22 protein-coding genes are annotated in these 25,563 nt (G+C 70.2%); 8 read left to right on the top strand and 14 right to left on the bottom strand.

Annotated elements, in window-relative coordinates; all coding sequences use genetic code 11:
* Positions 1-24: 24 nt before the first annotated feature.
* Positions 25-951, bottom strand: a complete 927-nt coding sequence (locus tag ACQGNW_RS01635) for a CPBP family intramembrane glutamic endopeptidase (RefSeq protein WP_426661311.1) — start codon at positions 949-951, stop codon at positions 25-27.
* Positions 952-1,102: 151 nt separating this feature from the next.
* On the opposite strand from ACQGNW_RS01635, the gene ACQGNW_RS01640 reads away from it, so the two are divergent.
* The gene (locus ACQGNW_RS01640) at positions 1,103-2,293 is read left to right on the top strand and encodes a serine hydrolase domain-containing protein (RefSeq protein WP_426661312.1); all 1,191 of its coding nucleotides are present in this window, start codon (positions 1,103-1,105) and stop codon (positions 2,291-2,293) included.
* A 60-nt stretch (positions 2,294-2,353) separates the two neighbouring features.
* Here the strand turns inward: ACQGNW_RS01640 and ACQGNW_RS01645 are convergent, their stop codons facing one another.
* The 3 genes from ACQGNW_RS01645 to ACQGNW_RS01655 form a co-directional block, all read right to left on the bottom strand.
* Positions 2,354-4,120, bottom strand: coding sequence for an ABC transporter transmembrane domain-containing protein (locus ACQGNW_RS01645; protein WP_426661313.1), 1,767 nt, complete (start codon positions 4,118-4,120; stop codon positions 2,354-2,356).
* Between the two features lie 82 nt (positions 4,121-4,202).
* Positions 4,203-5,303 carry an acyltransferase family protein gene (locus ACQGNW_RS01650; protein WP_426661314.1) on the bottom strand — a complete coding sequence of 367 codons (1,101 nt, stop codon included), beginning with the start codon at positions 5,301-5,303 and terminating at the stop codon, positions 4,203-4,205.
* Positions 5,304-5,445: 142 nt separating this feature from the next.
* On the bottom strand, positions 5,446-6,042 hold the full coding sequence (locus ACQGNW_RS01655; protein ID WP_426661315.1) for an IMPACT family protein: 597 nt from the start codon (positions 6,040-6,042) through the stop codon (positions 5,446-5,448).
* Between the two features lie 89 nt (positions 6,043-6,131).
* On the opposite strand from ACQGNW_RS01655, the gene ACQGNW_RS01660 reads away from it, so the two are divergent.
* Together ACQGNW_RS01660 and ACQGNW_RS01665 are read left to right on the top strand one after the other, a co-directional pair.
* Positions 6,132-6,890, top strand: coding sequence for a YdcF family protein (locus tag ACQGNW_RS01660; RefSeq protein WP_426661316.1), 759 nt, complete (start codon positions 6,132-6,134; stop codon positions 6,888-6,890).
* 34 nt (positions 6,891-6,924) lie between these two features.
* Entirely contained in the window at positions 6,925-7,692 is a 768-nt protein-coding gene (locus tag ACQGNW_RS01665) for a YdcF family protein (RefSeq protein ID WP_426661317.1), read from the top strand.
* A gap of 17 nt (positions 7,693-7,709) precedes the next feature.
* Here the strand turns inward: ACQGNW_RS01665 and ACQGNW_RS01670 are convergent, their stop codons facing one another.
* The 4 genes from ACQGNW_RS01670 to ACQGNW_RS01685 form a co-directional block, all read right to left on the bottom strand.
* Entirely contained in the window at positions 7,710-9,137 is a 1,428-nt protein-coding gene (locus tag ACQGNW_RS01670; protein ID WP_426661318.1) for an aldehyde dehydrogenase family protein, read from the bottom strand.
* Between the two features lie 13 nt (positions 9,138-9,150).
* A complete protein-coding gene (locus ACQGNW_RS01675) occupies positions 9,151-10,794 on the bottom strand; it encodes an acetolactate synthase large subunit (RefSeq protein WP_426661319.1) in 1,644 nt (547 codons plus the stop codon).
* Between the two features lie 63 nt (positions 10,795-10,857).
* Positions 10,858-12,210: an exodeoxyribonuclease VII large subunit gene (xseA, locus tag ACQGNW_RS01680; RefSeq protein ID WP_426661320.1), complete on the bottom strand. Its 1,353-nt coding sequence runs from the start codon at positions 12,208-12,210 to the stop codon at positions 10,858-10,860.
* A gap of 102 nt (positions 12,211-12,312) precedes the next feature.
* The gene (locus tag ACQGNW_RS01685; protein ID WP_426661321.1) at positions 12,313-13,746 is read right to left on the bottom strand and encodes a phospholipase D-like domain-containing protein; all 1,434 of its coding nucleotides are present in this window, start codon (positions 13,744-13,746) and stop codon (positions 12,313-12,315) included.
* A 114-nt stretch (positions 13,747-13,860) separates the two neighbouring features.
* Between ACQGNW_RS01685 and ispG the strand changes: the two genes are divergently transcribed.
* From ispG to ACQGNW_RS01700, 3 genes are all read left to right on the top strand, one after another.
* Positions 13,861-15,120 carry a flavodoxin-dependent (E)-4-hydroxy-3-methylbut-2-enyl-diphosphate synthase gene (gene ispG, locus ACQGNW_RS01690; RefSeq protein WP_426661322.1) on the top strand — a complete coding sequence of 420 codons (1,260 nt, stop codon included), beginning with the start codon at positions 13,861-13,863 and terminating at the stop codon, positions 15,118-15,120.
* Positions 15,121-15,170: 50 nt separating this feature from the next.
* Positions 15,171-15,512: a zinc ribbon domain-containing protein YjdM gene (locus tag ACQGNW_RS01695; protein ID WP_426661323.1), complete on the top strand. Its 342-nt coding sequence runs from the start codon at positions 15,171-15,173 to the stop codon at positions 15,510-15,512.
* Positions 15,513-15,657: 145 nt separating this feature from the next.
* On the top strand, positions 15,658-16,500 hold the full coding sequence (locus ACQGNW_RS01700; protein ID WP_426661324.1) for an HD-GYP domain-containing protein: 843 nt from the start codon (positions 15,658-15,660) through the stop codon (positions 16,498-16,500).
* On the opposite strand, the gene aat is transcribed toward ACQGNW_RS01700, so the two are convergent.
* The 4 genes from aat to trxB are packed head-to-tail and all read right to left on the bottom strand — an operon-like array spanning position 16,485 to position 19,971.
* Positions 16,485-17,222 carry a leucyl/phenylalanyl-tRNA--protein transferase gene (gene aat, locus ACQGNW_RS01705; protein ID WP_426661325.1) on the bottom strand — a complete coding sequence of 246 codons (738 nt, stop codon included), beginning with the start codon at positions 17,220-17,222 and terminating at the stop codon, positions 16,485-16,487. The genes ACQGNW_RS01700 and aat overlap by 16 nt on opposite strands.
* Complete coding sequence (locus ACQGNW_RS01710; protein WP_426661326.1) at positions 17,219-18,349, bottom strand: GNAT family N-acetyltransferase; 1,131 nt, start codon at positions 18,347-18,349, stop codon at positions 17,219-17,221. The genes aat and ACQGNW_RS01710 overlap by 4 nt, the downstream gene beginning before the upstream one ends.
* Positions 18,350-18,358: 9 nt before the next feature.
* Entirely contained in the window at positions 18,359-19,012 is a 654-nt protein-coding gene (locus ACQGNW_RS01715; protein ID WP_426661327.1) for a DsbA family protein, read from the bottom strand.
* Positions 19,009-19,971: a thioredoxin-disulfide reductase gene (trxB, locus tag ACQGNW_RS01720; protein WP_426661328.1), complete on the bottom strand. Its 963-nt coding sequence runs from the start codon at positions 19,969-19,971 to the stop codon at positions 19,009-19,011. Before trxB ends, ACQGNW_RS01715 begins: the two co-directional genes overlap by 4 nt.
* 266 nt (positions 19,972-20,237) lie before the next feature.
* Between trxB and ACQGNW_RS01725 the strand changes: the two genes are divergently transcribed.
* A complete protein-coding gene (locus ACQGNW_RS01725; protein WP_426661329.1) occupies positions 20,238-22,565 on the top strand; it encodes a DNA translocase FtsK in 2,328 nt (775 codons plus the stop codon).
* Positions 22,566-22,582: 17 nt separating this feature from the next.
* Here ACQGNW_RS01725 and alr read toward each other — a convergent pair whose 3' ends face one another.
* Positions 22,583-23,659, bottom strand: a complete 1,077-nt coding sequence (gene alr / locus ACQGNW_RS01730; protein WP_426661330.1) for an alanine racemase — start codon at positions 23,657-23,659, stop codon at positions 22,583-22,585.
* Positions 23,659-24,930 carry a D-amino acid dehydrogenase gene (locus tag ACQGNW_RS01735; RefSeq protein WP_426661331.1) on the bottom strand — a complete coding sequence of 424 codons (1,272 nt, stop codon included), beginning with the start codon at positions 24,928-24,930 and terminating at the stop codon, positions 23,659-23,661. The genes alr and ACQGNW_RS01735 overlap by 1 nt, the downstream gene beginning before the upstream one ends.
* A gap of 146 nt (positions 24,931-25,076) precedes the next feature.
* Between ACQGNW_RS01735 and ACQGNW_RS01740 the strand changes: the two genes are divergently transcribed.
* Complete coding sequence (locus tag ACQGNW_RS01740; RefSeq protein WP_426661332.1) at positions 25,077-25,556, top strand: AsnC family transcriptional regulator; 480 nt, start codon at positions 25,077-25,079, stop codon at positions 25,554-25,556.
* Positions 25,557-25,563 lie beyond the last annotated feature (7 nt).

The raw sequence follows: 25,563 nt of genomic DNA on the forward strand, positions 1-25,563 counted from the left end.
CAGAGCACTGAGCTGGTTGATGCGTTAGGGCGCGTCGCGGTTGCTGCCGCGTCGTGCCCAGAGCGGCGGCACGATCGTTCTGCGCTTGAGCGCAATTGCCAGGAAGGTCGACGCCACCAGCAGGCTGCACGCCACTGCAATCAGCGAGTTCTCGGGGCCGAAGGAGCCGCCGCTCAGCCAGTCCGGTCCGGTCAGGTGCGAATTCAGCAGTCCTTGGGGAGGCAGGCCCGAGACGGAGTTGCCGAACACCGGACCCTCCATCACATTCCAGGCTCCATGAAGGCCCATGCAGAACCACAGCGAGCGCGTCACGTGATAGGCCAGTGCGAGCAGCAGACCTGCTTCGATGACGATGGCCAGGCCGCTCCAGAGCGTGGCGTTCGGGTTGCCCAGGTGAACTATGCCGAAGGCAAGGGCCGAGATCAGAAGGGCGGCCCAGGTCCCCAGGCCTTCTTCGGAAATTCGGAACAGCACGCCACGGAACATGATTTCTTCGCCGATGGCCGCGCTCGGACCCACCATGACGAACAGCACCAGAAGTTTCAGGGGGGATGTCGTGCTGTCCACGTGGTAGCTGCCCGCTAGCCACAGCACACCGATCACGGAACCGAAGATCGCTGCGCCCAGGGCGATGCCTGACAGACTGCGTGAAACGAGCTTGCGCCATGCCAGCTCGGCCGGCTGGCGGCGCTCGATGACGCGCACCAGGAATAGATAGGCCAGCAACGCAGGGATGGTCTGAGCGAAGACGACCAGCAAGGTTAGTCCATCGATGTTGGATGTCGATGTTGAACCCAGGCCGGTATGCAGCATCAGGGTCTTCGTGGGGAGTGCAAGACCGACGAGGACCAAAATGAAGATGCCGATGCGCGCCAGTGGCGAGTACACGAGCCAGCGCTTCCAGCGAGGTGCGGTCGCGGGCGTCGTGAAGGCAATGGCGTGAGGGCCCATGTCCCGCTTCTCTATGATGAGGTGCTGCAACACTAGCAGGCACATTGCTTCGTTGGGAGAGGGCTTCCAGCCTATGACGAGGCTGCATCGCCGACGGTTTCGTTTGATGGCAGCCGGTAGAATCACGGTTTCGCCATCACCGCACACCGCCATGCCAGCCAGCCTTCGCGTCTGTTTGATCGTCGCCGTCCTGTGTCTGGGCGTCGCCTTGCCGTCGGTGGCGAGCGAGCCGGCCAGGCCCAGCATCGGCCAGCAGCGCGAGGGCGTGCTGTTCTGGTCGCAGGCCGAGCGCGATGCGCGGTTCCGGCACATGTACGAGCGCTTTCCCAGCGATCGCGCGACGCACGGTGCGCACGTGCATGCGCTGCCCGCGGGCAAGCCGCTGAGGGTGGATGGGCGCGACGGGGCGGCGTGGCTGGCCGGCTACATGGCGAAGTACCACGTCGCCGGGGTGATGGTGCTGCAGGACGGACGCGTGCGGCTGCAGCGCTACGCGATGGGCTTCGGGCCGACGCAGCGCTGGACCTCGTTCTCGGTGGCCAAGTCGGTGACTTCCGTGCTGCTGGGCGTCGCCCTGCAGCAGGGCTACATCCATGGCATGGGCGACAGGCTCGGTCGCTACATCCCTGAGCTGCGCGGCAGCGCCTACGCCGACGTCACGGTGGAGCAGCTGCTGACGATGACCTCGGGCGTGCGCTGGAACGAGGACTACGACGACGCGAAATCGGACGTGGCGCAGATGTACCTCGGCGCCTGCGCCGGCGGCCGCGCGCACGTGCTGTCGTACCTGATGAAGCTGCCGCGGCAATGGCCGGCCGGCACGCACTGGAACTACAACACCGCGGAGACCGACCTGCTCGGCATCCTGGTGCAGCGGGCCACGCACCGCTCGCTGGCGGCGGATCTGTCCGCGGCGGTCTGGAAGCCATACGGCATGGCTTCCGACGCGTACTGGATCAAGGACGAATGCGATGGCAGCGACACCGGCGGCAGCGGCCTCTCGGCCACGCTGGGCGACTACGCGCGACTGGGGCAGTTCATGCTCGGTGGCGGGCGCATCGGCGGCAAGCCGGTGATCGCGCCGGCCTGGCTGCATGGCGCCACGCGCGAACACGCGAGCACCGATGCGCCGGACCGCGGCTACGGCTACCTGTGGTGGACGGATACCGACGGCAGCTATGCGGCGATCGGTATCTTCGGGCAGATGGTCTATGTCGATCCCGCGCGCAGGCTGGTGATCGCGCAGGTGGCGTCGTGGCCGGACGCGACCTCGAAGGAACTGGTGGCCGGGCGGCGCGCGTTCGTCGAAGCGATCAAGCAGGCGGTGGACGCCCAGCCGTAGGAGCACACCCCGTGCACGACCGGGCCGTAGCGGCAGCCGCATCGCGCGTGCGGTGCGCTCCTACGCCACGAACTGCAGCCGCGCCAGCTCCGCGTACAGGCCGCCTTCGGCCAGCAGGCTCTCGTGCGTGCCCTGCGCCACGATGCGGCCACCGTCCATCACCACGATGCGGTCGGCGCGCTGCACGGTGGCGAGGCGATGGGCGATGACCAGCGTGGTGCGGCCCTGTTCCAGCCGGGCCAGCGCCTGCTGGATCGCGGCCTCGGATTGCGCGTCCAGCGCCGAGGTGGCTTCGTCGAGCAGCAGCAGCGGCGCATCGCGCAGGATCGCGCGGGCGATCGCAATGCGCTGGCGCTGGCCCCCGGACAGGCGCACGCCGCGCTCGCCCAGTTCCGCCGCGTAGCCTTCGGGCAGCGCGCTGATGAACTCGTGTGCCTCGGCGGCGCGGGCGGCGTCGGTCACCTCGTCGTCGCCGGCGTCCTGGCGGCCGAAGCGGATGTTGTCGGCGGCGCTGCCGGCGAAGATCGCGGTCTCCTGCGGCACCAGCGCGATCGCGCCGCGCAGCTCGGGCAGGGCCAGCGCGCGCAGGTCGACGCCGTCGAAGCGGATGCTGCCGGACTGCGGGTCGTAGAAGCGCAGCAGCAGCGCCAGCACCGTGCTCTTGCCCGCGCCGGACGGGCCGACCAGGGCCACCGTCTCGCCGGGGCGGATGTCGAGGTTGAAGTCGTGCAGCGCGGGCGCGTCGGGGCGGGTGGGGTAGTGGAAGCGCACGTGCTCGAAGCGGAGCGCGCCACTCACCGGGCGCGGCAGCGCCTGCGGCTGCGCGGGGCTGGCGATGTCGGCATGCTCGCCGAACAGCTCGCCGATGCGCTCCATCGCGCCGGCCGCGCGCATCACGTCGCCCCATACCTCGGAAAGGCCCGCCACCGAGCCGGCGGCGAATACCGCGTAAAGGACGAACTGGCCCAGCACGCCGGCGCCGAGTGTGCCGGCCAGCACGTCGCGCGCGCCCGCCCACAGCACCAGGGTGATCGCGCCGAAGAACAGCACGATCACCGCGGCGGTGAGCCAGGCGCGCATGCCGATGCGCTGGCGCGCGGAAGCCAGGGCACGGGTGATTGCGCCGGCGTAGCGGGTGCTCTCGATGTCCTCGCGCGCGTAGGCCTTCACCGCGGGCGCGGCGTTGAGCGTCTCGTTGGCGATCGCGGCGGCGTCGGCGAGGCGATCCTGGCTGGCACGCGACAGCTTCTGCACGCGTCGGCCGAACACCAGGATCGGCAGCATCACGGCCGGGATCACCAGCGCGGTGAGCCCGGCCAGGCGCGGGCTGGTCCAGACCATCATCGCGCTGGCGCCCAGCAGCATCACCGCGCTGCGCAAAGCCACCGAGATGCCCGAGCCGATCAGCGCCTGCACCACTTCGGTATCGGTGCCCAGGCGCGAGTTGAGTTCGCCCACGCGGCTGCGCTCGAAGAAACCCACATCGAGCCGGATCACGTGCGCGTAGAGCTGGCTGCGCAGCGAGGCCAGCGCGCGTTCGCCAAGCAGGGTGATGCAGAAGTAGCGTGCCGCGGTGGCCGCGGCCAGCACCAGCGCCACCGCGAACAGGCCCAGGAAGGTGGCGTTGATCGCGCCGGGATCGGTGTGCTCGAAGCCGCGCTCGATGATCCGCCGTACCGCCATCGGCAGCACCAGGGTGGCGGTGGACGACACGCCGAGGAAAAACAGCCAGCCCAGCGCCAGCCGCCAGTGCGGCCGGAGGAACGGCCACAGCTGGCGCAAGGCGCCTAGGCGGCGGGCGGGGCGGGGCTGGGCGGAGTCGCTCATGGCGGGTCGTGAGGAACGAGCGGCGGACCGCGATCCGTTGGACATGGGGCTGGCACGGGGCGATTCAATCGCGGACGGCCGCTCAGGCCGACGCCGCCTGCGTTTCGACGACTCCACGCGAACCGGTACGGACCAGCCGCGTACGCAGGCGCAGGAACGGCCGCTCGACGGCATAGTGGAGCAGCGCGCCGGTGGTGGCGATCGCCAGCGCGTACGCAGCGAAGGCGGCAAGCCCGTGCAGCGCGGGCCAGCGCAGCAACAGGCCGTGCACCGCATGCAGCGCCAGCTTGTGGCTGAGATAGAGGCTGTAGGAAATGCCGGCAACCCAGCCCGCGCCGGGAACGCGCCAGCGCCCCAGCCAGGCGGTGCTCCCCGCGCCGGCGGCCACCAGCAGGGCCAGCCCCAGCGACAGCAACGGGAAGCCGAACACGCTGGCGGCGAACGCGGTCTTGTCGCGGAACAGCCAGATCGCGGCGCCGACCAGCAGCAGGCCTGCGCCGGCGAGCAGCTGGGCGTGCCGTTGCAGGGTGGTCCATCTATCCGGCAGGTAGGCCTGGATCGCCGCCAGCAGCACGCCAGCCAGCAGGCCGTCCAGCCGGGTCCAGGTGGGGAAGTAGATGCTTTCCAGCCAGTCCTTGCCATGCAGCGAGGCGTAGCCGCGCAGCAGCAGGCCCGCCACGACGACGAATGCGGCGCCGGCGACGACGCGCCCCCGCGAAGGGTGCCGCGCCAGCCACCAGGCCAGCACCGGGAACAGCAGGTAGAAATGCTCCTCCACGCACAGCGACCAGGCATGCGAGAACGCCTGGTTGTGCCGGTAGTCGATCAGCAGGTTCAGCGTGAAGGTGAGGAACTGCCACGCCGGCTGCATGCCCGGCGCCTCGCGCCAGTCGGGAAACAGCAGGTAGAGCGACAGCACGGCCAGGAAGGCCGGCAGGATGCGGAACGCACGGCGCAGGTAGAACGCGCCGAAGTGCAGCGGTTCGCCGCGGCTCAGCGGTTCCAGCAACTGGTAGCCGATGAGATACCCGCTTAGTACGAAGAACAGGTCCACGCCCATCCAGCCGTAGTCGGCCACGGGTTGGAGCGGCCCGCCGAGGCCGCCGATCATCCACGAGTGGAACAGCATCACCCAGACGATGGCGATGGCGCGCAGCAGGTCGAGGCCGGGCAGACGTTGCATGAGCTCCCCTGTGGACGAGGCGTCCGACACCCGGACCCCTTGTCCGGTGCCAGTACCTGCCCGTGACCGCGCAGTGTGTGGAGCGCATCGGTGTTCGACAAGCCAGATATCTGGCGTTTTGATGACGGCATTGAAACGAGGCTCAATCCAGCTGCCTTGCCGCGATGCGGCCGCGGCTGAGGTCGGCGATGCGCCGTTCGGCCTCGGCCACACGTTGCGCGGGCAGCTCGAGTTCCAGCGCCACGCCGTCCGCGCCGAACTGCTCCTGCGTCGGCACCGCGCCCAGTTCGCGCAGGCGCGCCTTGAGCAGAGCCAGTTCCGCGAAATCGCAGTGCAAGCCCAGCCGTGCCATCGCCACGATGGCCACCCGTTCGGCCGTGCGCAGGCATTCCGCTGCGGTGCCGCCGTACGCGCGGGCGAGGCCTCCGGCGCCGAGCTTGATGCCGCCGAACCAGCGCGTCACCACCACCGCGACGCGGTCGAGACCCTGGCCCTCGATCGCCTGCAGGATCGGCCGGCCCGCAGTGCCGCCGGGCTCGCCGTCGTCGTTGAAGCGGTAGTCCTGGCCGATGCGCCAGGCCCAGCAGTTGTGCGTGGCATCCGCCGCGGACACCGCGCGCACGAAGGCCAGCGCCTGCTCCGGCGAGTCGACCGGCGCGGCCTGGGCCAGGAAGCGGCTCTTCCTGATTTCCTCGGAGTGGCGGCAAGTGGCGGCGAGGGTGTGCAAGGTTTCGCTCATGCCGGGCAGGGTAGGCGATGCACGCCATCGCGTCATGCCTTTGCATTAGGCTGCCGGTCTTGGCGGTGGATGCCGGGAGGAGGGTGCCGATGTCGCTGGACGTGCTGATCGTTCTCGTGCTGCTTGGCCTGCTGTCGCTTGCGCTGGAATGGCGGCGCACGGCACGTGCCGTTTTGGGACTGGCGGCGTTGCTGTTCATGGCCGTGGGTTGCGGCCTGCTGCCGGCATGGCTGCTGCATGTACTGCAGCAGCCGTATGCGCAGCGGCCGGTGATTGCCTGGGCGCCGCGCAATGCCATCGTGGTGTTGGGCGCCGGCGCGGTGCGGACGCCGGACGGCACGGTGAAACCGACGTTGTACGGGTACGGCCGCATCGACGAGGCGCTGGTGCAGTACCGCGACTGCAAGGCGGGCGGCAGGGAGTGCAAGCTGGTGGTGAGCGGCGGCGACGCGCTGCACGCCGGCCGGTCGGAAGCTGCGGTCTACGGCGACTTGCTGGAACGCATGGGAGTGCCCGCCGGCGACCTGCTGCTGGAACCGCATAGCATGAACACCTGGCAGAACGCCCAGTTCAGCGCGCCGCTGCTGCGCGGCTACGGTGCGCGGCACGTGGTGCTGGTGTCCTCGGCCGGCCACCTGCGCCGCGCCAGCCTGTACTTCGCGCATTTCGGCGTCGCGGCCACGCCGGTGCGCAGCGACTGGATCGACGCGCGTGTCGACTGGTGGCCCCAGTCGTGGAATTTCGCGATGACCGACCTCGCGCTGCACGAATTCGTCGGCGTGCTGCGCTACCACGTCTACAACGCGCTGGGCTGGAACGTGCGGGCGACCCGGCCGGGGGCGCCATGAGCATGGTGCAGGTCCTGCCGACCCCGGAGCATGCATGGTCCTGTCCGCGCTGATCGCCTTGCTCGCCTGCGCGTGGCTGGCCGGGCGCTGCGGCCGGCACCGCCTGCGGCTGGCGGGCGGCGTGCTGGCGCTGGTGGCCGTGTTCGCGGTCGGCTGCGGCCCGGTTCCCCACCTGCTGCTGCGTGGCTGGGAGGCGCCGTATGCGCACCGTCCGGCGCTGCACTGGGCACCTGCCAACGCGATCGTGCTGCTCACCGCCAATGCCAACAACCCGCCCGGCGGCGAGCCGGAGCCGGGACTGGCCGGCTATGCGCGGGTGGCCGAAACGATGTCCTTGTACGACGCGTGCCGCGCCGCGGGCATGCGCTGCACGGTGCTGGTCAGCGGCGGCGAGGATGGCGCCTCCGACGAGCCGCTGGCGCGGGCCTACGGCGCGGCACTGGCCCGGCTCGGCTTGCCGGCCGCCGCCATGATGCTCGAGTCGCGCAGCCGCACCACCTGGCAGAACGCCGAGTTCGCGCGGGCGCCGCTGGCGCGTATCGGCGCGCAGCGGGTCTGGCTGGTGAGTTCGGCGCTGCACCTGCGGCGTGCGGAGTTCGCGTTCCGCCACTTCGGCATCGTGGCCACGCCGGTGCGGGCGGACTACTCGCGTGGCGTGTGGTCGCCGTGGCCGCTGACGGCAAACCTGCGCCTCACCGACCAGGCGCTGCACGAGTACGCCGGCATGGCCTGGTACCGGTGGCTGGCGTGGCGCAGCCGTGGCGAGGCTCCGCCGGAAGCCGCCACGCCTCCCTCCGGCTGAGCCATCGTGCGGCCGACCTAGCGCCGCATGACCATCAGGCGCAGTTCGCTCATGTCCTCGATCGCGTAGCGCACGCCCTCGCGGCCGAGGCCGGAGAGCTTCACGCCGCCATAGGGCATGTTGTCCACGCGGAAGCTGGGGATGTCGTTCACCACCACGCCGCCCTGTTCCAGCTCGTCCCAGGCACGCATGGCGTGCTCCAGGCTGTCGGTGAAGATACCGGCCTGCAGGCCGTAGTCGGAATCGTTGACCAGCGCGATGGCTTCGTCGATGGTCTGGAACGGCGCGAGCAGGGCGAACGGGCCGAACGCTTCCATGCGGTTCGCCTTGGCATCGGCCGGCACGTCCTCCATCAGGGTGGCGTCGAGCATGTTGCCGCGGCGCCTGCCGCCGCAGAGGATCTTTCCGCCCGCCTGCTTCGCCTCCACGATCCAGCCGTGCAGGCGCTCGGCGGCGGCCTCGTCGATCATCGGGCCGAGGAACACGCTCTTGTCCTTCGGATCGCCGGCCTTGAGCTTTTTCGTGGCCGCGACGAGTTTCCGCTTCAGCGCCTCATAGACGTCGGCGTGGGCATAGATGCGCTGCACGCCGATGCAGCTCTGGCCTGACTGGTAGAACGCGCCGAAGATGAGCCGCTCCACCACCTTGTCCAGCTTCGGTCCCTGGTCGCCGTCGACGATGCAGGCTGCGTTGCCGCCCAGTTCCAGCGTCACCTTCTTGTGCCCGGCACGGGCCTTGAGGTCCCAGCCGATCTGGCCGCCGGTGAAGGAGAGCAGCTTGAAGCGCGGATCCTCCACCAGTGGCGAGGCATGCGCGCCATCCAGCGGCAGGACCGAGAACGCGCCCTTCGGCAGGTCGGTCTCCGCCAGCACGGCGCCGATGATCAGCGCGCCGATCGGCGTCTTCTCCGAGGGCTTCAGCACGAACGGGCAGCCCGCGGCGATCGCCGGCGCCACCTTGTGCGCCACCAGGTTCAGCGGGAAGTTGAACGGCGTGATGAAGGACACCGGCCCCAGCGGCACGCGTTTGGTGTAGCCGTGGTAGCCGTCGAGGCGCGCGGCGAGTTCCAGGTTCAGGGTCTCGCCGTTGATGCGCACGGCTTCCTCGGCGGCGATGCGGAAGGTCTCGATCAGTCGCGTCACTTCGCCGGCCGCGTCCTTGATCGGCTTGCCCGCCTCGATGCACAGCGCCTCGGCCAGCTCGTCGCGGCGGGCGCTGAAGCGGTCCACGCAGTGCTGCAGCACCGCCTGCCGCGCCCAGGGCTTGAACTCGCGCATCGGCTTGGCCGCCTTCACCGCGGCGGCGATGGCCTTCTCGGTGGCCTTCGCGTCGGGCATGGCCACGCGCGTGGCCAGCTTGCCGCTGTACTTGTCGAAGACGTCCAGCAGGGTCTTCGACGTCTGCGGCTGGTTGGCGAGGTAGTAGGGGTAGGTCTTGTCGAGCATCGGGTTCTCCGGTTCAGACCGCCGCGCTCAGCTGGCGGATTTGTTCGTCGAGAATGCGGTGGTTGTCGGCATAGTCGATCGCCAGGTCGATCAGGTGCACGCCGCCGGCGTCGAACGCCGCGCGCAGCGTGGGCAGGAACGCGTCGGCGCTGTCCGGGCGATGGCCGTGCGCGCCATGCGCCTCGGCGAACATCACGAAGTCGGGGTTGCCGAACTGCATGCCGTAGTCGGCGAAGCCCATGTCCGCCTGCTTCCAGCGGATCATGCCGTAGCCGCCGTCGCGCAGCAGCAGGATCACCAGGTCGAGCTTCAGCCGCACCGCGGTCTCCAGCTCCTGCGCGTTCATCATGAAGCCGCCGTCGCCGCAGATCGCCAGCACCTTGCGGTGCGGATGCACCAGCTTCGCCGCCATCGCCGAGGGCAGGCCGGCGCCCATGGTCGCCAGCGCGTTGTCGAGCAGGATCGTGTTCGGCTGGCGGGCGCGGTAGTAGCGCGCGTACCACAGCTTGTACATGCCGTTGTCCAGGCACAGCACGCCGTCGTCCGGCATGCAGGCGCGCGTGTCGGCGACCACGCGCACCGGATGCATGGGAAAGCGCGCGTCGTCGGCGTGCTCCTTCAGCTGCGCGTGGAAGGCCTTGCGTACCTTGTCGAAGTAGCCGAAGTCCCAGTGCGGCTGCTTCTGCAGCGCATCGGTGAGCCGTTCGATGGTGTGCGCGATGTCGCCCACCACCTCGATCTGCGGGAAGTACACCGCGTCCACCTCGGCGGTGGAGAAGTTGATGTGGATAACCGTGCGCCGCCCCTTGTGCATGAAGAACGGCGGCTTCTCCACCACGTCGTGGCCGGCGTTGACGATCACGTCGGCGGCGTCGATCGCGCGGTGCACGAAGTCGCCGTCGGACAGCGCGGCGTTGCCCAGCCACAGCGGGTGGTCCTCGTCCACCACGCCCTTGCCCATCTGCGTGGTGAAGAACGGGATGCCCAGCTTGTCGATGAAGGCGCGCAGCGCCACCGCGGTGCGCTGGCGGTTCGCCGCCGCGCCGATCATCAGGATCGGATGCTTCGCCTGGCTGATCGCCTCGCCGGCCTGCACCAGCGCGGCGTCGTCGGGCGAGGGGCGGCGCGCGTACTCGGTGGGCAGCAGGATCGCGTCGTCCACGTCGTCGCGCGCGATGTCCTCGGGGAGTTCCAGGTGCGCCGCGCCGGGACGCTCCTCCTCGGCACGGCGGAACGCCTCGCGGATCCGCGCCGGGATCGTCGCGGCGGACACCAGCTGGCGCGTGTACTTGGTGAGCGGCTGCATCATGTCCACCACGTCCACCAGCTGGAACAGGCCCTGCTTGTGCAGGCGGATGGGTTTCTGCCCGGTGATCATCAGCATCGGCATCGCGCCGAGTTGGGCGTAGGCCGCCGCGGTGACCAGGTTCGTCGCGCCCGGTCCCAGCGTGGACAGCGCCACGCCGGCCTCGCCGGTGAGCCGGCCCCAGGTGGCCGCCATGAAGCCGGCGGCCTGCTCGTGGCGGGTGACGATCAGCCTGATCGAGGACTCGCGCAGTGCCTCGACCAGATCGAGGTTCTCCTCGCCCGGCAGGCCGAAGATGCAGCGCACGCCTTCGGCTTCCAGCGCCTTCACGAACAACAATGCAGCTTTCATGCACGACCTCCGTGGGGAGGCGGCAGGATGCGCGATGGCGCGTTCAGTGGGCGTGAGCGGACGTCAACCTTCGTCCACATGCAGCGCCAGCTCGCCGTCGACAAGGCGGGCGCGCAGCGCGGCGCCAGGTTCGACGCGTCGCGCCGAACGCAGCACCTGGCCGTCGGCATCGAACAGGATCGCGTAGCCGCGCTCGAGCGTGGCCAGCGGGCTGACGGCATGCAAGGTGCGGGCAGCCTGCTGCAGGGCATGGCGGTCGCGTTCCAGCTGGCGCGCCATCGCCTGGCGCAGGCGCTGGGCCTGCTCGGCGAGTTGCCGTTGCAGCAGGGCAAGGCGCTGTTGCGGGTGGCGGGCCAGCAGGCGCGCATGCAGCCGATCCAGCCTGGCGAGCTCGCGTTGCCGCCGCTCGCGCTGCACGGTGGACAGGCGATGCTGCAGGTAGGCGAGGCGTTCGCGGTCGCGCGCCAGCCGCGCCTGCGGACGCTGCGCCTGCAGGCGTGCGAGCAGGTGGTCGACGCGCTGGCCGAGCGACTGCAGCCGGCGTTGCTCGAATAGCGCCAGGCGTTGCCGCAACTGGCGCAGGTGGCGCAGCGTGGCTTGCGCATCGGGCACCAGCAGTTCGGCGGCGGCCGAGGGCGTGGGTGCACGCAGGTCGGCCACGAAGTCGGCGATGCTGAAGTCCACCTCGTGACCCACCGCGCTCACCACCGGCACCGCGCAGGCGTGGATCGCGCGTGCCACGGTTTCGTCGTTGAACGCCCACAGGTCTTCCAGCGAGCCGCCGCCGCGGGTGACGAGCAGCACGTCGTAGCGGGCGCTGGCCGAGGCCTTCTTCAGCATCGCCACGATGGCGGGCGGCGCCTCGCGGCCCTGCACCGGCACCGGCAGCACCTCCACCTCGGCCAGCGGCCAGCGTCGCGCGAGTACGCTGAGCACGTCGCGGATCGCCGCGCCGGTGGCGGAAGTGACGACGCCGATGCGCCGTGCGTAACGGGGCAGCGCGCGTTTGCGCGCGGCGTCGAACAGGCCCTCGGCGTCGAGCTGCGCCTTCAGCCTTTCGAACTCGCGCTGCAGCGCGCCTTCGCCGGCCGGCTCCATGTGCTCGGCGACCAGCTGGAATTCGCCGCGTGGTTCGTACAGGCCGACCCGGGCACGCAGCAGCACCTGCATGCCATCGACGGGCTTGAAGCGCAGTGCGGCGCTTTTCGGGCGGAACATCGCGCAGCGCACCTGGGCGCCGCTGTCCTTCAGCGTGAAGTAGAGATGCCCCGATGCCGGGCGCGCCACGTTGGACAGCTCGCCCTCGATCCACACCAGCGGCAGCGCGTCCTCCAGCAGCCCGCGCACCAGCCGGTTCAGCGTGCTGGGCGTGAGGATGTGGCGGGGTGGAGCGGCGTGGTCGTCGGGCGGGTGCATGAGAGCGGGAGCCTAGCACGTCTTGCCGGGCACAAGCGGCTTGCATAACAGAGGCTTGGCGGACCTTGTGCAGGTGATGCCTGATCTATGGAGGGCGGCGGCTCAGTCCGCGTCATCCGGTCTGCGCCGCCGCTCGCGCCACGCCCGGATGGCGAGGTTGAGCGCCAGCCACGCGCACAGCAGGCCCAGCGGCCAGGCCAGCACCGCGGGCTGCCACCATGCCAGCGCCGCGAGCAGCAGCAGGGCGATCGCGCCCAGCGCCAGGGGGCCGGCGTCGGCGCGGCCCAGCACGCGCTGGTCGATCAGCGCCGCGCCCATGCGGTTGGCGAGGCGGACCGCGCCCGTGGCGGCGCGGCTGGAGCTGCCGCCGTCGTGGTGCGCGCGCGGCGGTCGCTCGGTGGCGCCGCGCAGCTTGTCGCGACGGCGCCTGCGCGGGCTCAGCACGATCTCGGTGGCACGGGTGAGGTCGTGCTCGTATTGCGCGGCGAGCTGTGCGGCGAAGCCGGCATCCTCGATCGCCACGTCGATCTCGCGGTTGTTCAGCCAGCTGGCGAGGTTGAGGTTGGAGGAGCCCACCCGGGCCCACTGGCCGTCGGCCACCGCGGTCTTGGCGTGCAGCATGGAGCCGTTCCATTCGAACACGCGGATGCCGGCCCGGAGCAGCGGCCGGTAACCCGAGCGCGACAGGCTGGCCACCATGGGGATGTCGCTGGCGCCGGGCACCAGCAGGCGCACGTCCACGCCGTCGCGCGCGGCGGCGGTGAGCGCCTGCACGTAGGGCGCGGTGCCCACGAAATAGGCATCGGTGAGCCACAGCGTCCTGCGCGCCAGGGCGGCGATCATCTGGTCGAGCCGGTAGATGCCGGCGCTGGACGGCTGGGTGGCGATCAGGCGCAGCGTCACGTTGCCGGCGGCGGCTGCGGGGAGCGGCGCGAGCGCCGGCAACTCGCCGCCGGTCTCGGCCCAGCTCTGCGCGAATGCGGCCTGCATCTCGGCCACCACCGGGCCGCGCAGCGCCACGCCGGTGTCGCGCCACGGCGGCACGTTGCGGCGCGCGTCGCCCAGCCATTTCGCGCTGATGCACACGCCCGACAGGAAGCCCTGCGTGCCGTCCACCACCAGCAGTTTGCGGTGGTCGCGGCTGAGCCAGCCGAACGGCTGTCCCAGCTGCGGCGGATTGAACACGCGCACCTGCCCCCCGGCGGAGCGCAGCGGTTGCCAGAACGCGTGGCCGGACTGGCCGAGGCAGCCCATCCAGTCGGCCACCACGGCGACGAACACGCCGGCGCGCGCACGCTCGACCAGCGCGTCGCGAAACGCGCGGCCCACGGCGTCGTCGCGGACGATGTAGTTTTCCAGCAGCACGCTGCGCCGTGCGCCGCGGATCGCGTCCAGCCAGGCGGCGAAGTGCGCCTCGGCATCGATCAGCAGCTCCACCGCGTTGCCGCCCAGCAGTGGTGCGCCCGCGCTGCGGCTCAGTGCCTGCTCGGCCAGCAGGCGGGTGGCGGGAGAGGACAGCGGCGAAGTCGCGGGCATGGAGGCAGTGTGCCATGCCGGGCGGCGCGATTTCGCCTTGCGGTCATGGGTGTTCCGTTATGCTTGTCGCCTGCGCCGCGACGTCGAGCGGCGGAATCTTTCCCGGTTGCCTGCATGAACGAATCCTCTACCCCGAAACCGCGTGCGGCCGAGCCGGCGGCGCGCCGTCCCAGCGTCGGCGTGCAGATCGGCAATGTGACGGTGGGCGGCGGCGCCCCCATCGTGGTGCAGTCGATGACGAACACCGACACCGAGGATCCGGTCGCCACCGCGAAGCAGATCGCCGAACTGGCCCGCGCCGGTTCCGAGCTGGTGCGCATCACGGTGAACACCCCGGCCGCCGCCGCCGCGGTGCCGCGCATCCGCGACCGGCTGGCGATGATGGGCGTGGAGGTGCCGGTCATCGGCGACTTCCACTACAACGGCCACCAGCTGCTGGAGGCCGAGCCGGCCTGCGCCGAGGCGCTGGCGAAGTACCGCATCAATCCCGGCAACGTGGGCTTCGGCAAGAAGAAGGACGTGCAGTTCGGCGCGATCATCGAGAAGGCGATCCAGTACGGCAAGCCGGTGCGCATCGGCGCGAACTGGGGCTCGCTGGACCAGGCAATGGTCGCCACGCTGATGGACGAGAACCACGCGCGCGCCGAACCGTGGGACGCCAGCCACGTGGCGCGCGAGGCGCTGATCCGCTCGGCGCTTGATTCCGCCGCGCTGGCCGAGCGGATTGGGCTGCCGCGCGAGCGCATCATCCTTTCCTGCAAGGTGTCCGGCGTGCAGGAACTCATCGCGGTGTACCGCGACCTGGCCCTGCGCTGCGACTACGCGTTGCACCTGGGCCTCACCGAGGCGGGCATGGGTTCCAAGGGCATCACCGCCTCCGCCGCCGCACTGGCGGTGCTGCTGCAGGAAGGCATCGGCGACACCATCCGCATCTCGCTCACGCCGGAGCCGGGCGCCGCGCGCAGCGGCGAGGTGGTCGTGGCGCAGGAGCTGCTGCAGACCATGGGCCTGCGTTCGTTCACTCCGCTGGTCACCGCCTGCCCGGGTTGCGGCCGCACCACCAGCGAGTTCTTCCAGGTGCTGGCCAAGACCGTGCAGGAGCACGTGCGCGAGCAGATGCCGGTGTGGCGGGTGAAATACGACGGGGTGGAGAACCTCACCCTGGCCGTGATGGGCTGCGTGGTGAACGGGCCGGGCGAATCGAAGCACGCCAACATCGGCATCTCGCTGCCCGGCAACGGCGAGGCGCCGGCCGCGCCGGTATTCATCGACGGCGAGAAGGCGATGACCCTGCGCGGCGACAACATCGCCAGCGAATTCGTGGGCATTCTCGACGACTACGTGGCCCGCAAGTACGCCAGCCGCGCCGGCTGAGCGCGGCGCGTTTCACTGCAACAACCAGACAACGACACGCTGGACCGAGCATGAGCGACCTCCCCAACTGCCCGAAGTGCAACTCCACCTACACCTACGAGGACGGCGCCATGTTCGTGTGCCCGGAGTGCGCACACGAGTGGCCCAAGGTGGCCGAGGCCGCGGCGGAGACCGACGAGCTGGTGGTGAAGGACGCCAACGGCAACCTGCTGGCGGACGGCGACAGCATCACGGTGATCAAGGACCTCAAGGTCAAGGGCTCGTCCCTCGTGGTGAAGGTCGGCACCAAGGTCAAGAACATCCGCCTGGTGGATGGCGACCACAACATCGACTGCAGGATCGATGGCATCGGCCCGATGAAGCTGAAGTCGGAGTTCGTGCGCAGGGCCTGAACCGGGTGGCCGAAGCCCGGCGCCGAGGCAGGGCATGCGGCCGGACGGCAGTTGAGAAACCCATCGCAGGATCGGTAGCCATGCCTCGACGGCGGCGCCGTGGCGTGGCGGAATAGGCATATCAGGTAGGCAGGGGTATCGCTGCATGCAGACGAGTCCGCCATTGCGCATCGCGGGCGTGTACGTGCTGTTCGCCGCGGTGTGGATCTGGTGCTCCGACCGCGCCGTGGAGGTGCTGGTGGCGGACGAGACGCTGCGCATGGAGCTGCAGACGCTCAAGGGATGGGGCTTCGTGCTGGCCACCGGCCTGCTGCTCTACTGGATGATCCGGCGGGACGTGCGACGCCTGGAACGGAGCAACAGCCGCCTGCGTCTCGGGCGTGAGCAGGCGTTGCGCGTGCTGGTGACGGCGATGGACGTGCGCCACCAGGAGACCGGCCATCATTCCGAGCGCGTGGCGCGCATGGCCGCGGAGCTGGGGCGGCTGGACGGCGTGCGTGGCCGTGCCCTCGACGAACTGCGGCTGGGGGCGCTGCTGCACGACATCGGCAAGCTGGCGCTGCCCGACACGATCCTCACCAAGCCCGGTCCGCTGGACGAGCGGGAGCTGGCGCTGATGCGCCAGCATCCGCGGATCGGCCACGAGCTGCTGCAGCAGGTGGATTTCCTGCGCGGCTCCAGCGACGTGCCGCACAGCCACCATGAGCGCTGGGACGGCGGCGGTTATCCGCAGGGTTTGCGCGGCGAGGAGATCCCGCTGGCCGCGCGCATCTTCAGCGTGATCGACGTGTGGGACGCGCTGATCACCGAGCGCGTCTACAAGCCGGCGTGGCCGGAGGAGCGCGTGCTGGCCTATCTGCGCGAAGTCGCGGGCAGCCAGCTCGATCCGCGGCTGGTCGAGTTGTTCCTCGGCAACTACGCCGACCTGAAACGCCTGGCGGCGCTGCCCGATACGGCGTTCGTTGCCCCGGTTCAGCGCGTCGCCTGAACCTCGCCGGGCCGCGGCAGCAGCGTCCCGGCGTCCGCCCAGCTGCCTGTGTGGCCGGGCAGGGCGGCCAGCCGGGCCGCCTCGCGCAGGAAAGCTTCGCGCGGTATCTCCTCGGCACCCAGACCCAGCGTGTGCGCATTGGCCACCTGTGCGTCGATCAGCGGCCAGCCCCATTGCCGCAGCAGTCCGGCCAGCGCCATCAGGGCAAGCTTCGAGCCGCCGCTTTCGGCGCTGAACATCGACTCGCCGCAGAACAGCCGGCCGACCGCCACGCCGTAGATGCCGCCCACCAGTCGCGCGCCGTCCCACACCTCCACGCTGTGCGCGTGGCCGAGCCGGTGCAGTTCGGTGTAGGCCGCGACCATGCCGGGCAGGATCCAGGTTCCCGCATGGCCTTCGCGCGGCGCGGCGCAGGCGCGGATCACCGCCTCGAACGCGCTGTCCACGCTGAGCCGCCACGGCTTGCCGCGCAGCTGCCGGCGCAGGCTGCGGTTGATGCGCAGGGCCTCGGTGCGGAACACGCAGCGTGGATCGGGGGACCACCACAGCACCGGTTCCCCTTCGCCGTACCACGGGAAGACGCCGCGGCCGTAGGCCGCCAGCAGGCGCGCGGGCGAGAGGTCGCCGCCGAACGCGAGCAGTCCGTTCGGTTCGCGCAGCGCCGTGCGCGGGTCGGGGAAGCGCGTCGGCGAGGCGGGATCGAGTTCGGGCAGCCGGATCATCGCGCACCGCCTTGCGCATACGGGCTGTGTTCCAGCAGCTCCTGCGCATAGTCGTCCATCGACGCCGCTTCATGCAGCAGCGCCTCGCGCACGGCGGCGCGGAAGCCCTCGTGCAGGATCAGGTGGCGCGAATGGGTACGCACGGGCAGGAAGCCGCGTGCCAGCTTGTGCTCGCCCTGCGCGCCCGGCTCGAAGCGCCGCAGGCCGCGGGCGATCGCGTGCTCGATGCCGCGGTAGTAGCACAGCTCGAAATGCAGGCCCGGCCATTCGACGCGGCTGCCCCAGTAGCGGCCGTACAGCACGCCGTCGCCTTCGAGGAACAGTGCCATCGCCGCGATGCCGTCCCCGTCGCGCGCCAGCGCCAGTTGCGCCATGCCGCCCAGCGTGCCGAGCCGGCGGAAGAAGTCCGCGGTGAGCGCGGCGTGGTTGCCCTTGGCGTCGAAGGTGGCGAGGTAGAGCGCGTGCACCGCGTTCCACTCGGCCCCGTCCAGCGTGTCGCCGCCACGCCACTCCACCCGCAGGTCGCTGGCAGCGACGCGGGCGCGTTCGTGGCGGATGTTCGCGCGCTTCTTGTGGTTGAGCGCGGCAAGGAAGCCGTCGAAGTCGCGCCAGGCGCGGTTGACCCAGTGGAACTGCATGTCCGAACGCGCCAGCCAGTCGTCGTCGAAGGCGGCGGCTTCGTCGTCCGGCAGGAAATTGGCGTGCACCGAGGACAGCCGCAGGCGTTCCGCCTCGCGGCGCATCGCGTGCACCAGCGAGCGCTGCAGTTCGATGTCGCCGCCGGCGAGCAGGCGCGGCCCGGTCGCGGGCGAGTAGGGCACGCCGCAGAGCAGCTTGGGGTAGTAGTCGCCGCCGGCGCGCTCCCACGCCGCGGCCCAGCTCCAGTCGAACACGAACTCGCCGTGCGAATTGCCCTTGAGGTAAAGCGGCGCGGCGGCGATCAGCCGGCCGTGTTCGTACAGCCCGAGGTGATGCGCCTGCCAGCCCCAGGCGGGGCGAACGCAGCCGCCGTCTTCCAGTGCATGCAGGAACGCGTGCGACACGAAGGGATTGCCGTCGGGGCGCAGCGCATCCCAATCGGCGGCGGGGATGTCGGCGATGCGGTCGTGGAAGCGTGCTTCGATCACGCGCAAAGGTTAGTGCAGCGCGGGCAGCTGCGCGGCCAGCATCTGCACGAAGGCTTCGGGCCGGCCGTAGTAGTGGTGGTGCTGCAGCGGCGCGCGGCGCCCGTCGGCTTCCAGCAGCAAGGTAGGAAAGCCTTGGCCGCCAGCTTCGTCCAGCAGGCGGCGGCTGGCCTGCACGTGTTCGAACACGGCGTGGCCGTCGGCGCGTGCCCAGGCCAGCGCGAAGCTCGCACCGTCCAGCCCGATCTCCTCGGCCAGTTCGGCGAGCACGGCAGGTTCGGCCACGCGCAGGCCGCGCCGATAGTGCGCGTCCTGGATCGCCACCAGCATCGGGTACGCCATGGCCGCGTCGAGCGACTCGGCGGCCAACACCGCGGCGGTCGGCGGCAGCGAATGCAGCACGGTGCCGTCCTCGGCCAGCAGGCCTTGCCGGTACGCCTCGCCGAACGGCTGGCCGCTGAGCTGCGCGATGCGCTCGTCGGCATGCACGATGTGCTGCGCCAGTTCGGCATCGACCTGGCGCGGCTCGTCGAACAGGCCACCGCCGTGCAGGCGCAGCGCGAGGCGGCCGCCCAGCTGCGCCAGCGCCGCGCCCACCAGCGGCTGCGCGGCGTAGCACCAGCCGCACAGCGGGTCGTGGATGCAGTGCAGCGTGACGGTGCTCAAGCGGGCTTCTGCTGATCCAGCCAGCGCTCGGCATCCAGCGCGGCCATGCAGCCGAAGCCGGCCGACGTGATCGCCTGGCGGTAGACGTGGTCGGCCACGTCGCCGGCGGCGAACACGCCGGGCACCGAGGTCATGGTGGCCATGCCGCTCTGGCCGCTGTGGATCTTGATGTAGCCGTCGTGCATCTCCAGCTGGCCTTCGAAGATGCCGGTGTTCGGCGTGTGGCCGATCGCCACGAAGAAGCCGGTGGCGGCAATGTCGCGGGTGGCGCCCGAGTTGACGTCCTTCACGCGCACGCCGGTGACGCCGGAGTCGTCGCCCAGCACCTCGTCCACGGTGTGGTTCCAGACCAGCTCGATCCTGCCGGCGGCAGCCTTCTCGAACAGCTTGTCCTGCATGATCTTCTCCGCACGCAGCTTGTCGCGGCGATGCACCAGGTAGACCTTGCTGGCGATGTTGGACAGGTACAGCGCTTCCTCGACCGCGGTGTTGCCGCCGCCGATCACCACCACCTCCTGTTCGCGGAAGAAGAAGCCGTCGCAGGTGGCGCAGGCGGACACGCCCTTGCCCTTGAACTTCTCCTCGCTGGCGATGCCGAGGTACTTCGCGGTGGCGCCGGTGGCCACGATCAGCGCATCGGCGGTGTACTCGCCGGAGTCGCCCTTGAGGCGGAACGGGCGCTGCTTCAGGTCCACTGTGTGGATGTGGTCGAAGATCATCTCGGTGTGGAAGCGCTCGGCGTGCTCGGCCATGCGTTGCATCAGCGCCGGACCCTGCAGGCCTTCGACGTCACCGGGCCAGTTGTCCACGTCGGTGGTGGTCATCAGCTGGCCGCCCTGCTGCAGGCCGGTGATCATGGTCGGCTTCAGGTTGGCGCGCGCGGCGTACACCGCGGCGGTGTAGCCGGCGGGGCCGGAGCCGAGGATCAGCAGGCGGGTGTGCTTGGGCGTGGCGGTCATGCGGGGGTCCTCAGGGTGATCGGCGGCATGTGTGGCTGTTCGCCGGCGCCGCCGCGAAGGTTGCATCGTGGTGGATGCCGGTCCGCAAGGATGGGGAAGGCGGGCGGCCGATTCAAGGGAGGCGCCGTCCTTGCGGCACGGCGCGAGCGGCTCGGCGGTGCCGGCGGCACCGCGCTCGCCGCATCGAAAAATCGCCGGGAGCGCGGTTTTTCCGGATTCCCTGTGTAGACTTGCCGGGAATCCCGACCACAAGGAAGCCCGTCCCGGTGGCGCGCAGCGCAAACGTCAAGCAGAAGAAGGAAACGGTCGCCCTGAGCGACGAGTTGAAGCGTCGCCTGCGCGAGGCGGGAGCGTTGGTGCTGCTGCCGCTGGCGCTGTACCTGCTGGTGTGCCTGTTCAGTTACGACGCGCAGGATCCGAGCTGGTCGCACGTCGGCACGGCGGCGCACGTGCACAACCTGGGCGGCACGGTGGGTGCCTATGTCGCCGACCTGCTGCGCTACCTGTTCGGCGGCGTGGCGTATTTCTTCCCCGTGCTGCTGTTGCTGCTCGGCGTGCAGGTGCTGCGCCAGCGCGGCATGCAGCCGGTGCATCCCTGGGAATCCTCGCTGCGCCTGGTCGGTGCGGTGTTCTTCTTCGTCACCGCGCCGGGCCTGTGCTGGCTGAATTTCCCGCAGAGCACGATGGCGCCGGAAGGCGCGGGCGGCGTGATCGGCCATGCGGTGGCGCGCGGTCTGCTTGCCGCCTTCGGCGACAGGGGCGCACCGCTGCTGCTGCTGGCGCTGTTCCTGGTGGCAGTGACGCTGGCCACCGGGTTGTCGTGGTTCAAGCTGATGGACTGGACCGGCCAGGCCACCTGGCGCGCGATCGAGTGGCTGCGCGGCAAGCTGCGCGAGGCGCCCGAGGCGATCAAGGCGCAGCAGGCGCGCGCCGAGCGGGAAACGGCGAAGAAGGTCGAGGCGGTGAAGCAGGCCAAGCGCGAGCCGGTGCGCATCGAGACGCCGCCCGCGCCGGTGGCGAAGAGCGAGCGCGCCCGGCTGGAGACGCAGATCCCGCTGTTCACTGGCGCCTCCGCGCCCGGCGAGCTGCCGCCGCTGTCGCTGCTGGACGAGGCGCCGGAGCAGGGGCCGGGCTACTCGGAAGAAACGCTGGAAGTGCTCTCGCGCCAGGTCGAGCTGAAGCTCAAGGACTTCCGCATCGAGGCCAAGGTGGTGGGCGTCTATCCCGGCCCGGTGATCACCCGCTTCGAGCTGGAGCCGGCCGCCGGCGTGCGCGGCTCGCAGGTGTCCAGCCTCGACAAGGACATCGCGCGCGGCCTGTCCGTGGTCAGCGTGCGCGTGGTCGACGTGATCCCCGGCAAGAACGTGATCGGCCTGGAGATCCCCAACGCCAAGAAGCAGATCGTGTACCTCTCCGAGATCCTGCGCTCGGACCGCTACGACCAGACCAAGTCGCCGCTGGCGCTGGCGCTGGGCAAGGACATCGGCGGCAAGCCAGTGGTCACCGACCTCGCCAAGATGCCGCACCTGCTGGTGGCCGGCACCACCGGCTCGGGCAAGTCCGTCGCGGTGAACGCGATGGTGCTCTCGCTGCTGTACAAGGCGAGCCCGAAAGACGTGCGCATGATCATGATCGACCCGAAGATGCTGGAGCTCTCGGTGTACGAGGGCATCCCGCACCTGCTCGCACCGGTCGTCACCGACATGAAGGAGGCCGCCAACGCGCTGCGCTGGTGCGTGGCCGAGATGGAGCGCCGCTACAAGCTGATGGCCGCGGTGGGCGTGCGCAACCTGGGCGGCTTCAACAAGAAGGTGAAGGACGCCGAGAACGCGGGCCAGCCGCTGCTGGACCCGCTGTTCCGCCCCAATCCCGAGATGCCGAACCTCGCCGCGGAGCCGCTGGAGCCGCTGCCGTACATCGTGATCATCATCGACGAGTTCGCCGACATGATGATGATCGTCGGCAAGAAGGTGGAGGAGCTGATCGCCCGCCTGGCGCAGAAGGCGCGCGCCGCCGGCGTGCACCTGGTGCTGGCCACGCAGCGTCCGTCGGTGGACGTGATCACCGGCCTGATCAAGGCCAACATCCCGACGCGCATCGCCTTCCAGGTTTCCAGCAAGATCGACTCGCGCACGATCCTGGACCAGAGCGGCGCCGAGGCGCTGCTCGGCCACGGCGACATGCTGTACCTGCCGCCCGGCACCGCCACGCCCGAGCGCGTGCACGGTGCCTTCGTCGACGACCATGAAGTGCACGGCGTGGTCGCCTGGCTGAAGGCGCAGGGCGCGCCGCAGTACATCGAAGGCGTGCTGGAGGAAGTGCAGGCCACCAGCGACGGCAAGTTCATCAACGACTCCGGCCTGCCGCAGGACGGCGAGGAAGGCGGCGACGCCGACGCCCAGCTCTACGACAAGGCCGTGGCCGTGGTCACGCAGACGCGCCGCGCCTCGATCTCCGGCGTGCAAAGGCATTTGCGCATCGGCTACAACCGCGCCGCGCGGCTGATCGAACAGATGGAAGCCGACGGCGTGGTCAGCGCGCCGCAGCACAACGGCAACCGCGAGGTGCTGGCGCCGCCGCCGCCCAGGGATTGAGGCGGGCGGCGTGGCCGTCACGCCCCGAGGTAGCGGCGCGGCACGCGCTTCAGCGCACACAGCAACCGGTAGGAGCTGGTGTTGCAGAGCGGCGCCAGCGCCGAGACCCCCGGCACGTCGCCCCACAGCTGCACCAGGCTGCCGACGCCCGCCTGCGGGTGGTCGGTGAGGTCGACCGTGAGCATGTCCATCGACACGCGGCCGATCGTCTGCCCGGGCTGTCCGTCGATCAGCACCGGCGTGCCGTTGGGGGCGAACTGCGGGTAGCCGTCGGCGTAGCCCATCGCCACCACGCCGACACGGGTGGGGCGCCGGGCGACGAAGCGCGCGCCGTAGCCCACCGGTTCGCCCACGCCGATCTCGCGCACCAGGAACACCTGCGACTGCAGCGTCATCACCGGGCACAATTCGTCGGTGTGCTCGTGGGGTTGCCCGTGCAAGGGATCGGCGCCGTACAGCATCAGGCCCGGGCGCGCCCAGTCGTTGCGCAGTTGCGGCCAGCCCAGCGCGGCCGCCGAGTTGCACAGGCTGGTCTCGCCGGCGAGGCCGGCGGTGGCGCGGCGGAAGTTTTCCAGCTGTTCCAGCGTGCGTGCGCTGTCCAGTTCGTCCGCGCGCGCGAGGTGGCTCATCAGCACCAGCGGCGCGACATGCGGCAGCGCCGAGAGGCGGGCGTGCGCGGCGCGGAAGTCCTCCGGCGACAGGCCGAGCCGGTGCATGCCGCTGTCCAGCATCAGCCACAGGTGCAGCGTGGCACGGGTCTCGAAGGCGAGCACGGCTTCGAGCTGCTCCGGCGAGGCGACCGCCGTCCACAGGCCGTGCTCCACGACCAGCGGCAACTCGTCGGCGTCGAAGCAGCCCTCCATCAGCAGGATCGGCGCGGCGATGCCGGCCTGGCGCAGCTCCAGCGCCTCCTCGATGCAGGCCACGCCGAAGCCGTCGGCTTCCGCTTCCAGCGCGCGCGCGCAGGCGACCGCGCCGTGGCCGTAGGCATCGGCCTTGACGATCGCCAGCGCCTTGCCGCCGCCCATCCTCTTCGCCAGCCGGTAGTTGTGGCGCAGCGCGTCGAGGTCGATCAGGGCCCGGGCCGGACGCATCAGTGCCGTCCCGCCCGGCCGAGGTAGCGGAAGATGTCCAGTCCTTCGGTGTCGATGGCCGGCTGCCGGCCGGCGATCAGGTCGGTGAGGTAGCGGCCCGAGCCGGCGGCCATGGTCCAGCCCAGCGTGCCGTGGCCGGTGTTGAGGTAGAGGTTGCGGTACGGCGTGGCGCCCACCACCGGCGTGCCGTCCGGCGTGGCCGGGCGCAGGCCGGTCCAGAACGTGGCCCTGGCGAGGTCGCCGCCGTGCGGGTAGAGGTCGTTGACCACCTTTTCCAGGGTGGCGCGGCGCCGCGGATTCAGCGACAGATCGTAGCCGACCACCTCGGCCATGCCGCCGACGCGGATGCGGTCGTCGAAGCGGGTCACCGCGACCTTGTAGCTCTCGTCGAGGATGGTGGAGGTGGGTGCGCGCTCCGGGTCGGTGATCGGCACGGTCAGCGAATAGCCCTTGAGCGGATAGACCGGCAGGCGCAGGCCCAGCGGCGCGAGCAGCCGCGGCGAGTAGCTGCCCAGCGCGACCACGTAGGCGTCGGCGCTTTCCAGGCGCCCGCCGATGCGCACGCCGGCGATGCGGTCGCCGTCGCGCTGCAGGCCTTCCACCTCCTCGCCGTAGCGGAACTCGACGCCGGCATCGGCGGCCAGCGCCGCCAGCCTGCGGGTGAACAGCTGGCAGTCGCCGGTCTGGTCCATCGGCAGGCGCAGCGCGCCGACCAGCCTGTCGACCGTGGCCGCCAGCGCCGGTTCGGCTTTGACGATGCCGGCGCGGTCCAGCACCTCGTAGGGCACGCCGTACTCGCGCAGCACCTCGATGTCGTGGGCCGCCGCGTCGAGCTGCTGCTGGGTGCGGAACAGTTGCGTGGTACCGAGCCGGCGTCCTTCGTAGTCGATGCCGGTGGCCTGGCTGAGCTCGTTGATGCAGTCGCGGCTGTAGTCGGACAGGCGCACCATGCGCGCCTTGTTGACGGCATAGCGGGAGGCGTTGCAGTTGCGCAGCATCTGCCACAGCCAGCGGTACTGGTCGGGGCTCGCGGTGGGGCGGATCGACAGCGGCGCGTGCGCGGCGAACAGCCACTTGATCGCCTTCAGCGGCACGCCCGGGGCGGCCCACGGCGAGGTGTAGCCAAACGACAGCTGTCCGGCGTTGGCGAAACTGGTCTCCAGCGCCGGGCCGGTCTCCCGGTCCAGCACCGTCACCTCGTGTCCGGCCTGGCGCAGGTACCACGCGTTGGTCACGCCGATCACGCCGCTGCCGAGCATCAGAATCCGCATCGTTTCCTCCTGGCCACATTCCCTGCGCCAAGCGCCGCGCAGTGGATGAATCGCACAGTATATTTCCCGTCAATTGGAGGTTTTCACTGGATTGGATCATCATTGCGGGATATTTCACCGTTTCGACCCGCCGGAGCCAGGGTGCCATGCCTTCCCGTCAGCGCGAGCTGGACAAGATCGACCGGAAAATCCTGAGGATCCTGCAGCAGGAAGGGCGCATTTCCTTCACCGAGCTGGGCGAGCGTGTCGGCCTGTCCACCACGCCGTGCACCGAGCGCGTGCGCCGGCTCGAGCGCGAGCGGGTGATCACCGGCTACTACGCCCGGCTCGATCCGCAGCACGTCAAGGCGGGGTTGCTGGTGTTCGTGGAGATCAGCCTGGCCTACAAGTCCGGCGACATCTTCGAGGAGTTCCGCCGCGCCGCGCTGCGCCTGCCCAACGTGCTCGAGTGCCACCTCGTCTCCGGCGATTTCGACTACCTGATCAAGGCGCGCATCAGCGAAATGGCCTCCTACCGCAAGCTGCTCGGCAGCACCCTGCTGACCCTGCCGCACGTGCGCGAATCCAAGAGCTACATCGTGATGGAAGAAGTCAAGGAGACGCTGTGCCTGCCCGTCGCGGAATGAGGGTGCG

This window comes from Rhodanobacter aciditrophus (genome assembly GCF_050026795.1).
In the GTDB taxonomy this organism is placed as follows: Bacteria; Pseudomonadota; Gammaproteobacteria; order Xanthomonadales; family Rhodanobacteraceae; genus Rhodanobacter_A.